This window comes from bacterium (assembly GCA_020444065.1).
Classification (GTDB): domain Bacteria; phylum Sumerlaeota; class Sumerlaeia; order SLMS01; family JAHLLQ01; genus JAHLLQ01.
This window is the reverse complement of sequence record JAHLLQ010000001.1, coordinates 1141377-1155260: the sequence shown is the minus strand read 5'-3', so window position 1 is coordinate 1155260 and position 13884 is coordinate 1141377. Positions and strand designations below refer to the sequence as shown.

General features: G+C 60.3%; 10 protein-coding genes. 8 read left to right on the top strand and 2 right to left on the bottom strand.

Annotated features, from left to right (window positions below; translation table 11 throughout):
- Positions 1-46 precede the first annotated feature (46 nt).
- Positions 47-1048, top strand: a complete 1002-nt coding sequence (locus KQI84_04225) for a hypothetical protein (protein ID MCB2154067.1) — start codon at positions 47-49, stop codon at positions 1046-1048.
- Positions 1049-1051: 3 nt separating this feature from the next.
- Here the strand turns inward: KQI84_04225 and KQI84_04220 are convergent, their stop codons facing one another.
- Positions 1052-2161, bottom strand: a complete 1110-nt coding sequence (locus KQI84_04220; GenBank protein MCB2154066.1) for a hypothetical protein — start codon at positions 2159-2161, stop codon at positions 1052-1054.
- Between the two features lie 272 nt (positions 2162-2433).
- Between KQI84_04220 and KQI84_04215 the strand changes: the two genes are divergently transcribed.
- The 7 genes from KQI84_04215 to maf all read left to right on the top strand — a co-directional run bounded on the left by KQI84_04215 (position 2434) and on the right by maf (position 12628).
- Positions 2434-4434, top strand: a complete 2001-nt coding sequence (locus KQI84_04215) for an ABC transporter ATP-binding protein/permease (protein ID MCB2154065.1) — start codon at positions 2434-2436, stop codon at positions 4432-4434.
- Positions 4435-4461: 27 nt separating this feature from the next.
- Positions 4462-5472 carry a hypothetical protein gene (locus KQI84_04210; protein ID MCB2154064.1) on the top strand — a complete coding sequence of 337 codons (1011 nt, stop codon included), beginning with the start codon at positions 4462-4464 and terminating at the stop codon, positions 5470-5472.
- Positions 5473-5597: 125 nt separating this feature from the next.
- Positions 5598-6998: a dihydrolipoyl dehydrogenase gene (gene lpdA, locus KQI84_04205; protein MCB2154063.1), complete on the top strand. Its 1401-nt coding sequence runs from the start codon at positions 5598-5600 to the stop codon at positions 6996-6998.
- A 238-nt stretch (positions 6999-7236) separates the two neighbouring features.
- Positions 7237-9471, top strand: a complete 2235-nt coding sequence (locus KQI84_04200) for a right-handed parallel beta-helix repeat-containing protein (GenBank protein MCB2154062.1) — start codon at positions 7237-7239, stop codon at positions 9469-9471.
- A gap of 34 nt (positions 9472-9505) precedes the next feature.
- The gene (locus KQI84_04195; GenBank protein ID MCB2154061.1) at positions 9506-11167 is read left to right on the top strand and encodes a hypothetical protein; all 1662 of its coding nucleotides are present in this window, start codon (positions 9506-9508) and stop codon (positions 11165-11167) included.
- Positions 11167-12006 (top strand): hypothetical protein, encoded by an 840-nt coding sequence (locus KQI84_04190; GenBank protein MCB2154060.1) that lies wholly within the window; start codon positions 11167-11169, stop codon positions 12004-12006. Before KQI84_04195 ends, KQI84_04190 begins: the two co-directional genes overlap by 1 nt.
- A 4-nt stretch (positions 12007-12010) precedes the next feature.
- Positions 12011-12628 (top strand): septum formation protein Maf, encoded by a 618-nt coding sequence (gene maf, locus KQI84_04185; GenBank protein ID MCB2154059.1) that lies wholly within the window; start codon positions 12011-12013, stop codon positions 12626-12628.
- Positions 12629-12714: 86 nt separating this feature from the next.
- Here the strand turns inward: maf and KQI84_04180 are convergent, their stop codons facing one another.
- Positions 12715-13641, bottom strand: a complete 927-nt coding sequence (locus tag KQI84_04180) for a hypothetical protein (GenBank protein ID MCB2154058.1) — start codon at positions 13639-13641, stop codon at positions 12715-12717.
- Positions 13642-13884: the final 243 nt, after the last annotated feature.

Genomic DNA, 13884 nt, shown 5'->3' with positions numbered 1-13884 from the left:
GGTAAAAGCAAGAAGTGTGACGAATTGACGCGACACGGGCGACCATATGGCCGACATTCCCGTCACCGAACAGGCCCCGACGGAGCCGATCCCTGTAAACCCATGGCGTGTCCCGCCTTCCGGGTCGCTGGGGGATGACTACGATGCGGCGATCCAGTTGGACGTCGGCGAGCAAGCCAAGGCCAGCGGTGAGCGTTCGCGCCGTCGCCGCACGCCCAAGCGCCGGCCCGACGAGATCGTCTTCCTGCAGTGGACACCCCCTCTCCACTGGGCCGTTGTCCTTGCGTGGATCTTCGCAGCGATGTCCCTGCTTTCCACCGGGCCGCTCTATGCTCTGATGTCGATCTGGGCCAGCTTCTCCATCCTGTCGGCCGCCGGCGCGGTGATCCTTCTACGGACGGTGCACCGCCAGAATACTGGCGAGAAGTTGGCGATCGGTGCCGGATGTGTGGCACTCGTGCTTGTCGGTCTGGATTTGTGGCGACCGGACTCGGACGCGTTCGAAAACTACTTCATACGCGCCCCTCGCGCCGGGGCATTGCCGGATGCAATCGATCCTCGCGACCAGATTAATGAGCGCATGCAACTGATGGCTCGAATCGCGGGGTGTGCGTGGTTGAAACTGGGAGATGAGGCGATCGAGGTTGGAAGTTACAGTGTGAATTCAGGAGTCGATCCGCGATCCGTGTCTTTTGCGATCTCGACGCTCTCCTCTGGGGTTATCGTGGACCCATCCTTCATCCCAACATTTCCCGGGGAGCGTCGCAAGTTCCTGCCGCGCGATCCCTACTCGGACGACTCCTATGCGACCTTCGGCGTCTACGTCACAAACACGCATCTGCTCGTCTATTCGCCCGGCCCCGATGGCGATTGGGACATCAACCCGCGGGCGCCACTTCCCCCTGAAATTGCCGACCCGGTGATTGATCTTAAACCGCTCATCTACGATGAGATGTCCGGCGATGGGGACATCATCCTGATCATGCCTTTGGAGAGTGTTGAGGAATGGGCTGAATGCGATACTCTCGTCGAGCAGTTCCGGAAGTAATACTTAATACACCACCCAGGCTCCTGCGGGGGCGTTCCAATCCGTTCCTTGCGGCGTCAGGATGTAGGTGCGCGACCCGAACACATCGCTGCCATCCGGGCGGCCGGTTGCGAGGATCAGCCCTTCGTCGTTGATCGCGCGGGCATTCTCCAGAAGCACGTCTCCGCCGGACAGCATTTCGTTCAAGTCCCAGGCTTCCCATTGCCCTTCCGAGACCGGCAGCCAGACCGCTGCGAAGTGCTCGTACGATTGGGCCTTCGCCCAGACCGCGCCGCAGATTGCTCCCGATTCGTTCATTCCGTTGGCCGTCCCGGCATCCGACACACCGTTCGAAGGCAAACCAAGATCGATCGGTTGTGTCGTTCCTGGCATGAAGGCGACGGCGTGGGGTTCGAAGGACGCCGCATAGCTTTCGCCTGCAATCAGCCCCGCATTGTTGATCGCGATCCCCTTTGTGGAACTGATGCTCAGACCATCGAGAAGCTCGAACTGCCCATCCGCCATCCGGCGGAATCCGCGCGTGGGGGAGCTCTCGTCCGCCACCCAGCCCGTGATCGTGCCGGAATTGTTGATCCCCAGCGCCGTTCCGCGGAAATATTCCGGCGTCAGTACCACCAGCGATTCCGACGTGGCCGGATCGTAGGAGATCGCCCGGGATGACCAACCAAGTGAGCTGCTGCCGGATCCTTGAACGGTCGATTCGCCGACTGAGGTTCCCGATGCGTTCACATCGTAGAGGCGGGCGAAACGAACGTATCCATTATAGAAGTGCAGATCATCGCCATCCCAGGTCGTGTAGGACCAGTAGTACTGCCCCAGCCAGGTCTTGTACGTGAGCACATTGCTCTCGTAGTAGGCGGCGTAGTCGGAGTTGCTCGCCGCGACGCCGACGATCTGGCCTGCGTGGTTGCGCGCCCGCGGCGACAGGTTCGACCCGCCCCATGGCAGAACAAACACCGCGTGCCGGAAGTACGGGATCGTCGCCAACTGCACTTCGCTCCAGCCGGTGATGTCGGTGACATCGTAGATGACAGGCGGATCGGCGGCCCGAATGGCTGCCGGCAGGAGCAACACCAGCGCGCTCCATGCCCAAATCGAAATGGTCAAACGCATGGCCCCAACCTTGTCATTTCTCGCACCCGAGAGGTGAAAATTCGGAAAAACCTTCCGGAATGCGGATGATCATGTGTCGTCGGGGTGAGGAGGAGAGAGTTGTGTGCCACCGCTCGGGCGGGCACTGCCCTTGACGGGGTTGGGGGGAGGCGAGCAGAGTCTGCGGACGCTTGGGCAGGCTGCCCAAGCGCCTATCTGCACGGTTGTAGAAAGGCCTCTCACGCCACGTGGCCAAAAAGAAGAAAAAGGTAAAGAACGAGAAGCGCTCGATCGTGAAGAACAGGCTCCTTCTGTTCCGCGTCTTGAGCTACATGCTTCCCTACAAGAAGGCCATTCTGATGGCTTTTGGATCGGCCTTCCTGTCCGGGTTCCTCGCCGCGGCGGCGCTGCTCCCGATGATTCCGGTGATTGAAATGGTTCTCGATCCCGAGACGGCCGAGGCGCGCGAGGAGCAGTACGAAGCATCCAGAAAGCACGACGAGAGCATCCTGAAAGAAAAGCGCGCCCACGCCGAGGACACTGCAAAGAATGCCGTTGAATCCTTCAAGGAACGATTCGCGTTCATTGAGGACGCCGAAATTTGGCTCTCTGCGCGAAAAGACAAGGGACGCGAGGAAATCCAGGAGTTCCTGATCGATCACCGCGAAAACGCAATCAACTGGATCGTTGCATTCATTCTGATCGCAACAGTCTTCAAGTCCTTCTTGGAGTATCAGGCAAAATACAACATCACGAAGGTCATCTACTGCGCACTTCAAAAACTGAAGGTGGACCTGTACGCGAGCTGTCTCGAATTGGATATGTCCGCGCTCCAGGTGCGCACTTCCGGCAACCTGATCGCGCGCCTCAGCAGCGACGTGGGGCAGGTTCGCCAGATCATGCAGTCGTCATTGACTCAATCGATCATGGTTCCGTTCCAGATCGTCTTCCTGCTGATCGTCCTGCTGATCATCAATGCGAAGATCACGCTGATTACAATCGTGGCCGTCCCCCTGATCGTCGTGCCGATCGCGCTCGTTGGCAAGGCCCTTCGCCGCATGAGCAAGGCCGACGCGGAGGAGGACGCCTACCTGATCGACGTGATGCAGGAGACGATCCAGGGAATGCAGATCGTCAAGGCCTTCAACACGGAACGCCACGAACGGAAACGCTTCAAGCGCGTCTCGAAGGAGCAACTCAAGCGCCAGATCCGCCGCATGCGTCTTCGCCTCGCGTCGGGCCCGGTCGTCGATATCCTCACGACCGCCGCGATGGGCGTGGTCCTGATCCTCGGCGGATACCTCGTCATGAAGAAGGAAACGATGAATGCCGCCGAGTTCATCGTCTACCTCGTCGCGCTGACCCGCTTCTACAAGCCGCTCAAGGGCCTCTCGAGCGGATACGTCAAAATCCAGCGCGGCCTCGCGAGCGCCGACCGCATTTACGAGATCATTGATGCCACGCCGGACGTGGTTCAGAAGCCGGACGCCATCGAACTGCCGAAGATCTCCGAGAACATCGAGTTCGATGACGTCTCGTTTGCCTACACGCAGACACGCGATCTTGTCTTGCGCGATATCACCCTGAAGATCCCGAAGGGGAAGGTCTACGCTCTCGTCGGCGCGTCGGGATCCGGCAAGTCGACCATGGTTCGGCTGCTGCCTCGATTCTACGATCCGACAAAGGGCTCGATCCGTATCGACGGACACGATCTGCGCGATGTGACCTTCCGCAGCCTCCGCGAGCAGATCGCTATCGTGACGCAGGAAACCATCCTGTTCGACACGACGATTTTCTATAACATTGCCTACGGCCGACGCGATGCGACGATGGAAGAGGTCCAGGCTGCTGCCGAAGCGGCCAATGCCCACCAGTTCATCTCTGAATTGCCCGACGGCTACGACACGCGGATCGGCGAGCGCGGTGGCCAATTGTCCGGCGGCCAAAGGCAGCGCGTCGCCATTGCCCGAGCCCTGCTGCGGAACGCCCCGATTCTCGTTCTCGATGAAGCGACCAGCGCGCTCGACAACGAGAGCGAGGCGCTCGTGCAGGAAGCGCTCGACCGCCTGATGAAGGATCGCACCGTGATCGTCATCGCCCACCGGCTCTCGACCGTTCGAAACGCGGATAGACTGGTGGTGATGGAAGAAGGCCGGATCGTCGAGACCGGCACCCACGAAGAACTCCTTGCCCGCGGCGGGCGCTACGCCGACCTTTGTAGAACCGAACTGACGCGAGACCAGCAGAACCAGGCCGCCCTCGAAGCCGAGCTTGCCGCCGGCGAGAAAGACTGAGTTCAAAAGACAGGGACCACTGGACCGATGAGCGATCAGACACCCCAAGGTCCGCCCCCCGAGATGCCGTCCAGCGGCATCCACGGTCCTCTCCAGCCCTCTGTCACAACCCCGATGTCCAGCGCGTTCGATCTGACTCGGATGATCTGCTTCGAGCCTTTCGATATCGGCCGTTGGTTCATCCTCGGATTCCTGGCATGGCTGACTGACTTCCTGCGCCAGGGTGCCAACTTCGGCAGCAGTTGGAGAGGTGGACCAGGCGGGGGAGGACCGGGTTCCGGATCCCTTGACGATGTCGTCAGTTGGATCGATTCGAACCTTGCATGGATCCTCGCAGGGACGATCCTCGTCCTCATCATCAGCTATCTCTTCATGATGCTGGTCTTCTGGCTGCGAAGTCGCGCCGACTTCGCTTTCCTCGCGAATCTCGCCCACAATACAGCAGAGATTCGTGGCCCATGGAACGAGTTTCAGCGCGAGGGGAACTCGCTATTCATGCTGCGAGCCGTCATTTACACGATCGGGTTTGTCATCGGCGCGATCCTTCTGGGTGTGGGTGCACTGATCGGATACTCGGATCTCCAGGCGGACCAGTTCACGACTCCGACAATCGTCACAATCGTCGTCGTGGTTCTGATCATGATCTTCATGGGGATTGGGATGGGCCTGCTGACATTCTTCATCGACAACTTCGTCGTCCCCATCATGTACGCCCGGCGATGCACGGCGACTGAGGGACTCAAGGATGCCTGGGCTCTCATGACCGCGAATCTCGGCACGTTCTTCCTCTATCTTCTGATGAAGATAGTCATCTCTATTGCAGTCGGCTTGCTGGCTGGCGTGCTGACCTGTTTGACTTGCTGCATCGCAGCCCTGCCCGTCGTCCGGTGTGTCGTACTCTTGCCCGTCTTTGTCTTCCTGCGCGGATATTCCGCCTACTTTATCGACCAGTTCGGGCCACAGTACCGGATTTTCCCGGAGACGTTATATTTCGACACCTCAGGCTATCCTGCTCAGATGCCGCCGAGCCACCAGTGAGGCCCTGAGCGCAATTGCCCGATTCTTGCGTTACCCCCATGGCCGTGAAAACGAAAGCACCCTATCGGACCCATCCCGTCCCATAGGCTTCGAGATACAGACCCTTTACGATACAGGAGATACCCATGGCAGTCAGTTCATTCGACGTTGCGGTGATCGGCGGAGGCCCCGGCGGATACGTTGCCGCAATTCGGGCGGCTCAGCTTGGATTTAAGACGGCGGTCATCGATCGCGATCGCCTCGGCGGCATCTGCCTCAACTGGGGGTGTATCCCTACCAAAGCCCTGCTGAAGAATGCGGAAGTCTACGATCACATCAAGCACGGCGGCGACTGGGGGATCACCTGCAAGGACCTGCAGTTCGACTTCAGCAAGATCGTCAAGCGTAGCCGCGGCGTGGCCGACAAGATGGCCTCCGGCATCGATTTTCTGATGAAGAAGAACAAGGTCACGGCCATCCACGGCGCGGCGAAGCTGAAATCCAAGACCCGCATCGTCGTCGACGGCAAGGATGGCAAGAAGGAAGTCGAGGCGAAGAACATCATCATCGCGACGGGCGCTCGCCCGCGGACGCTTCCTGGCGTGGAGATCGATCGCAAGACCATCATCACCAGTCGCGAAGCCATGAGCCTCGACAAGCAGCCCGAGTCCTTGGCCATCGTCGGCGCAGGCGCGATCGGAATCGAGTTCGCCTACTTCTATGCTGTGCTCGGCACGAAGGTCACTGTCTTTGAAGCCCTGCCGACAATTCTGCCCGTTGAGGACCGCGAGTGCTCCGCCATCGTCGCGAAGGCCCTGAAGCACCGCGGAATCGACATTCGCACGGGCGTGTTCGTCGACTCCGTCAAGACCCAGAAGGGCGGCGCGGAAGTCACGTTCAAGAAGGGCAAGGACGGTAAGCCCGAGACCCTGAAGGCCGAGAAGGTCCTGATGGCTATCGGCGTCCAGGGCAATGTCGAGAACATCGGCCTCGAAGAAATCGGCGTGAAGACCGAGCGCAATCACATCGTCGTCGACGAGCACTATCGCACCAGCGTCGCCGGCATCTACGCGATCGGCGACGTCGTCGGCGCACCCTGGTTGGCTCATGTCGCCAGCGCCGAGGGCGTTCACGCCATCGAGCACCTGAAGGGAATGAACCCGCACCCGATCGATTACTCGAACATTCCCGGCTGCACATACTGCCAGCCGCAGGTCGCCAGCGTTGGCCTGACTGAAGAAGCCTGCAAAGACAAGGGCCTCGAATACAAGGTCGGGAAGTTTCCCTTCCGCGCCAGTGGCAAGGCCGTGGCCGGCGGCGATCCCGAAGGCATGGTGAAGATCATCTTTGGCAAGAAGTACGGCGAAGTTCTCGGCGCCCACATCGTCGGCACCGAGGCGACCGAGATGATCGCAGAGCTGGGTCTCGCGAAGTCCCTCGAAGCGACTTCCGAGGACATTCACCACGCCATCCACGCGCACCCGACCCTGTCGGAAGCGATCATGGAAGCCGCCGCGGCCTCCGAGGATATGGCGATTCACATCTGAGGCACCGAGTCGCTTCAAATGAATGCAACGAACTGCCCGGGGGGAACCTCGGGCAGTTTCGTTTGCCCCATTCCCATTGACTTGCCAGCCTCTCCACGCCAGTAAAACAACGACTCCACGGATGGGGATTGGTAACCAGTCTATGCACCTCTCTTACAAGTCTGCTCTTCGCGCTTTTGTATTCGTTTTGTTTGGCTTAGCTCTCGCCTCTTCAAGTTTCGCCCAGACCACCGTTTATGTGTCCACGAACGGTAGCGACGAGGGGGAAGGAACCATCGCGGAGCCGTTCCAGACGGTGATGAAGGCCTTCGCTTCGCCGGCCGACCGCATCGTCGTGGCGGCGGGCGACTACGCGACCACCGGCCAGCTTGTTCTCTCCGGCAGCCGCGAACTGATCGGTGGCGTTCAGGACGGCGATTTCAAAGCCGACAAGCTCTCTGTGTCGCGCGTGACACTGTCGTCCGGGCTTGGCAAGGGCGGCCTTGTTCTGGAGGACAACGCTCGTGTCGCCTACATGACGCTGACCGGCGGGTACTGGAGCATCGAAGCGCGCGACAACTCGATCATCGACAATTGCGATTTCGAAGGCTCGACGGGTGCCTCGATCCGGGTGCAGGGCGATGCCTCGCCGACCATCGTGAAGTGTGAGTTCATCACCGGCCTCTCGGGCGTGGAGGTGACGAACAACGCCGATGTTCTGATCGATCGGTGCTACTTCATCGACCATCGCGGCCGCGGCATTGTTGTGAAGGGAGACTCCACCGCGACGATCGTCCGGACCGAAGTACGCCGCAGCGATGCGGAGGGCATCAGCTTTTTCGAGAACGCCACCGGCCTCGTGCAGAACAGCTTCGTGCATCGCAGCACCGACGCGGGTATTCGTTGCCAGGGAACGTCGCCACAACTCATCGGCAACATCGTCTCATTGAACGAGGACGGAATTCTCCTCGAAGCCGGGTCGCAGGCGATCATCTCGAACAATACGATCGCCAAGAACCGTCAGGCGGGCCTGCGCATCGATGAGTCGCTGCCAAAGGTTCGGCAGAACATCTTTGCCGAGAATGACGATTACGGCGTCAGCGAAGCCGAGCAGACCGTCGGCGACGAGATCTCGGAGAACATCTTCGCGAAGAACATTCTCGGCTCCTATCTGGACGCTGGGACGACGCCGGTTCTGACGGCCGAGGCGATCAACACAAGCCTCGTCAACGACGGCACGCAGTTCGGAAATCTGGTCGAGGACGAGTTCCTGTTCGTCGATTCTGCGAATGAAGATTTCCGCCTGGCGGACGGCGCCTCGGCGATCGACCGGCTTGCGCTGAACGATGCTGGATTCGAATACGACGCGATGGGCGTTCCCCGGCTGTTTGATGTTGCCGGAGTAGGCAACGAGCAGGACGACGTTCTCGACATCGGCGCACTTGAAGCAGGCCAAACGACCTCCTATCGATTCGGCAGTTTCCTCGACGGCTGGGAACTCGTCGATGTGCTCGCATGGGAGCCCATAAGCCTCCGCAGCATCCCTGGTCGAATCGAGTTTGGCGGGATCAAGGAAGAATCTTACGGTGGTGCGATCATCGAGGGCATGCCGAACATCCAGTCGCCGGACACGCTCCTCCAGATGCGTCATCGGATCGCATCGGCAGGCCCGGATATCGCCGGAATGCCGGAAGTCCGTATGCGCCAGAACGGTCTGCTGAATCAGCTTTCGTTCTCGTCCGCCTTCGTGCCGGCGCAGAACCAAGTCCTCGCGCCGCCCGAATCGGGCCGCGACTACTATCAGATCATCGACTTCCAGAATGGAAGCCTGCGGACTAATCCCGGAACCACGCCCTTTTACTACACCCTGTCGCTCGACATGCTGGAGTTCGGACGCTCGCCAGCCCGCACGAAGGCCATGACGCCGTTCGACTTCGAGGAAATCGACGCGACCGAGATCGACCGCGCGTCTTTCGACAGCCAGTTCAGCCCGTACCGGGAATTCACTTTCGACCAGGACGCAGAAGGTTGGCAATTCTTCGATTACGTATCGTTGTTTGATGTGCCGACGCACGGGCACGACATCGGCCGCGGCGCGCTCTGGCTGGCGCCAAGCAGTAACACCTGCTTCGGCTTCTGGAGCAGCGCGCGGATGGAAATGACTCCCGGCACAATCGTCCGGATCACCAGCACGCTGTCTTGCGACGAGCCCGACGAGCGCATCGTCTCCGACCTCCGTATGCGCTTCGGATCGTGGACGTTCGAGTACTACCAGACCATGACGACGGCTTCCCTGGCGGCGGGCTATACGGGTGTGATTCCCGATGCCGATGGGAACGACCTCGTCATGTACGCTGTCATTCCTGACGACATCGATGAGAACGGCTTCTACCTGGCCTTCGATCTGATGGGCTTCAATCCGACCATCAGTTCGCAGCCCATTTACCTGGAGAACGTGCGCATTGACACTGCGCCCGGTCCTCTCGTCCCCTGACGGGTCGACGAGAACCCACCGGCGAGGTTGTCCATTGCCTGATATTCAAGAGTTTCCTCAACCCCAGCCCGGTCACCGGGACTGGTACGCGTACGAAGCGCTGCGTGCTTTGCCGCGCCTGATTCTGATGGCGGACAAGAACCCGTTCAGCCGCACGTACGGCTGCTTCGATCGTCAGTACTGGCACTACCGGACGATGGACTTCCCGTGTGGCATGAACCAGGAATTCGTCCTGCCGCTGGCGCTGGCGTACAAGCTCCAGATGCCGAACAATCCGTATTACGGACTGCCTCGGATGAAGGAACTCGTCGAGGCCGGCATCGACTTCGCCCGCGAATCCAGCTATCCGAATGGTTCCTGCGACGATTACTTCCCGTTCGAGCGCGCGCTCGGCGCATTGGTGTTCAGTCTCTACGCCATGACGGAAAGTGCGATCGAACTCGATCTGCGCGAGCCGCGTCACCTCGAGTTCTTTGCGCTTCGTGGCGACTGGTTGCGCGAGCACAACGAAACCGGTCAGTTAGCCAACCACCAGGCCTTCGCGGCGCTGGCGCTATACAATGTGTACATCCTGACGGGCGAGAAGCGCTTCCTGAAGGCGTCGAATTCTTTCCGCGATCTGACCCTGAGCTGGCAGGATCCCGAAGGCTGGTTCCAGGAGTACGAAGGCGCGGACCCCGGCTACCACACCTGCAGCATCGGGTTCCTGACCAAGCTCTGGCAGAAGACCCAGGACGAGCGCCTGATCGAACCGATCGGTCGTGCTGTGGACTTCGCGGTCAACTTCATGCACCCGGATGGTTCTTACGGCGGCGAGTACGGCAGCCGGAACACGTACCACTTTTATCCGCACGGCTTCGAGGTCATGGCGTCTCGTTTCCCGAACGCCGCCAATATTGCGGAGACCTTCCTGCAGCGCTCGATGCCCGAGCGGCGCCGCTATTACAACGACGACGATCGCATGGCGGCGCACTACGTCTACGATTGGATGCAGGCTTGGCGGGATTACTCGCCGGAGCGCGGCAAGCCAATCGATCTGCCCAAGAAGCTGACAGCGAAGTGGTTCGAGGGCGCAGAGATGCTCGTCGTGCGCGGCCCGCAGTACCACGCTGTCGCGGCGGCGAACAAGGGAGGCGTGTTCAAAGCCTTCGACCGCGAAGGCCCAATCGCCAGCGACACGGGCCTGATCGGTGAACTGGACGACGGCCGCGTGGTCGTGACACACATCGTCGACCGCAACAAAGTGAAGATCGCGCCGGATCACCTGGAGATCGAAGTCTCCGGCGTCTTTCAACGCCGTCGCGCACCCTTGTCGACACCGTTCAAGCAGATCGTCTTTCGCGTACTGCTGCTGACCATCGGGCGCTTCCATGCGAATGCTGTCCGGTTCCTGCTGCAGAAGATTCTGATCACCGGAAAGGCCCGCACATCGATTCAGTTCCGGCGTCGGCTGGCATTCCGAGAGGACGCCATTGCCGTCGTCGATGAAGTGCAATTGCCACGTCGCCGCGCGCCGCGCTTCCACCGGCTGGCGGCCGGTTCCGATGCGACGTCGATCTACGTTGCCAACTCGAACGTCTTCCAGGAATCGGTGCTGATGCCTTGGACCTGGTTTCAGCGGTCGCTGAAGAAGTTGAACTCCACCGGTCGGATGCGCGTTCGTCGCCGCATCTTCCCGCGCGGTCAGCAGGACTGATGAACTCGCCGCGTGCACTTCTGACTTCCCGAGTGGGACTGGCGGCGATTGTCTCTGTCGCGCTCTTTCTTTTTGGCTGTGCCGCGAATCGTCCGGCCACATGGCTCGTCACCGGCGAAGGGCGCGCTCCCATCGCGGGAGCCGAAACCCGCACCCCCGCTCCGGAATTGCAGGCTCCAGTCTCCATCCCCTGGGCGCGTCAGATATTGCGCGCATCGGCGGTTGCCCCGATCGAAGGCGAAACCGATGCGCCTCCCGGCGTTCCATACGCCGGTGCCGTCTTGGCGGCACGCGGCGAAGCCCAGGCCGACCTGCGGCGACAGGCTGACGAATTGCCTGCAGTTGTGGACAAGAACCTGGCTGAGTTTGCCAAAGAAAACCCGCCTGTGGCGCGCGCGCTTGAAGCCGCTCTTGCTTCCGCCGAAGAAGACCTTCGGGCGGACTGGGATGAGGGCGATGTCAGCATCGCGCTGGAGATGCGTCTGGGCGGACTGGCGGCGGCAGTCCTTTCTTCCGGAGGCGGCGTTCGCGCCGAACTGGTGCAACCCACCGACGGACGCGAAGATGCTCAGGCACAACTGACTGCTCAACGAGAGGCCCTTCGTCGCGCCCGCGCGGACCTTATCGACCAGATCCAACTCGTTCCGCTCGACAGCAAAACCCGGATGGGTGACCTCATGCACCGCAACGCCGTGATGGCCGAGGCCTGCTCGCGAGCAATTCGGGCGGCCCGCACATTGCGAAGCGAAGAGCTTCCCACCGGCGAGTGGATCGTCGTGCTGGAACTGGACATCGCGCCGCTGCTGGGCGTCGCCGATTCATTGCCCGAAGAGAAATGACTCAATGACCCAACCGAAGATTGTTCTCGCATCCAACTCGCCGCGCAGGCGTGAACTGCTCGCCCGCATGGGAATCGAATGCGAAGTAATTCCCTCCGGCGTCGACGAATCGGCCATCCCGGCCGATCATCCGCGCACATTCGCCATCCGCGCCGCCTATGCGAAGGCTATGGACGTTGCCCAGTCCCAATCCGAAGGGACCGTCGTGATCGGTGCGGACACCGTGGTGACGAAGAGTCTCCAATTGTATGGCAAGCCCAGCGACGCAGAAGCCGCCCGCGACATGCTGCACAGCCTGAGCGGCGACTCCCACCAGGTCATCACCGGCGTTGCCGTTGCCATTGCTGGCCGGCCCGAAGCGATGCTCGATTCGGAAACCACCGATGTTGTGTTTCGCAATCTATCGCAACGGGAGATTGAAGACTACATCGCGACGGGGCGTGTATTCGACAAGGCCGGAGCCTACGCCATTCAGGAAGAGGCCGGCGGATTCGTCGATCACCTGGAGGGGGATTACTTCAACGTGGTGGGGTTGCCGTGTGCACTGCTTGTGCGGATGTTGTCGGAAGCCATCCCCGGCTCCCGCTACCGCGTTCCCGCGCCGCCCGAGCGCTGGCGCTGATTACCGACCCAGACCGGGATTCTGTTTCTTGATTTGCTGATGGTTCGCGCAGGACTCGAGCGCCTTGTTCATGAAACCCCTGGACCTCAGTCAGTGCCTGGATCCTTCGGCGGGGCGGGGGCAGGCGACTGGAACTGCGGAAGATTCTCGGCCTTCTCCAGCTTCACTGGCTTGATACCAGTTTTCTTTAGATCCATCGTGGGTGAGACGCCGCCGTTCTTCGCCTGGCGGGCGAAATTCTGTGACGTGCGGCGTCGCTTTTGCTTCTCTTCGTAGGTCTGCCGCTCAGACTTTGTCTTCTCCTCGTTGTAGCGAATGCCCGCGCGGCGACAGAACTCCGCAACGCCTTCGCGATCGATGAAGCGCACGATCTGCTCGTGATCTTCGAACTGCGATCCAACCGATCCCAGGCCTAACTTCGTCAGCAATAGCTCGAGCCCATTCGGCATGAAGGCCTTCGTCAGAACCGCGGTCGCGATCGAATCGCCAAACTTCGCGTAGCGCTGGTGAATGACTGCGACCACCTGGTTCCGGGCGTTATACATCGTATCGTTCGTTTCGTTCTGAATCAGGCCGCCCGAATCGGGTTCCACATTCTTGCCTCGGTGCCGTAGTCCAGCCACTTCGCCTGGCGTGGGCGGAGTCCGCGGATCGGCTTTCCCCTTTGTCATGTGGGCATGTTCGGGATGGGCGGGCGCGTGGCTATGTCCAGTGGGGGGCGGGGGAGTCAGCGGCGGGGCAGCAACGTCCGTTGTCGGATCGTCCATCAAGCCACGCTGGGGCTTCTTGCTGCCATCGAAGTTCAAGAACCGCCCCTGGGCGTCCTCGCCCAGATTGTCATCGCGGTCGCTCTCCTGCCGCGGAGGATGAAGAACCTCCAGGGCCTCCTGACGGCGCTCTTCCTCGCACCGGTCAAACCAGCCCTTCACGGCGCCGATGACTTCGTTCACTTGATCGAAAATCCCCATAATCAGTCCCTGATTTCTTCCCTTATAGGTACGAGTCGTGCCCATCGAGCTTCCCAGTTCGCGCGTCAGTCTCGTAGTTCAAACCATCCTATTTGCAGACCTCATACCAGTCTCACAATTCCCAGGGTGGTCAAAGAGGCACAGCTTATAAACTGTAGGTCGTTGAAAACAGAAACTTTACTTGCTGTCTGCGAAACCCGTATCGCACCTGGACGTTGGGAAATGTGCAATCCCGTGCACAGATTCTGAGTATTTATGTACCCACGGTATTTTCCTCTTGTCATGGCG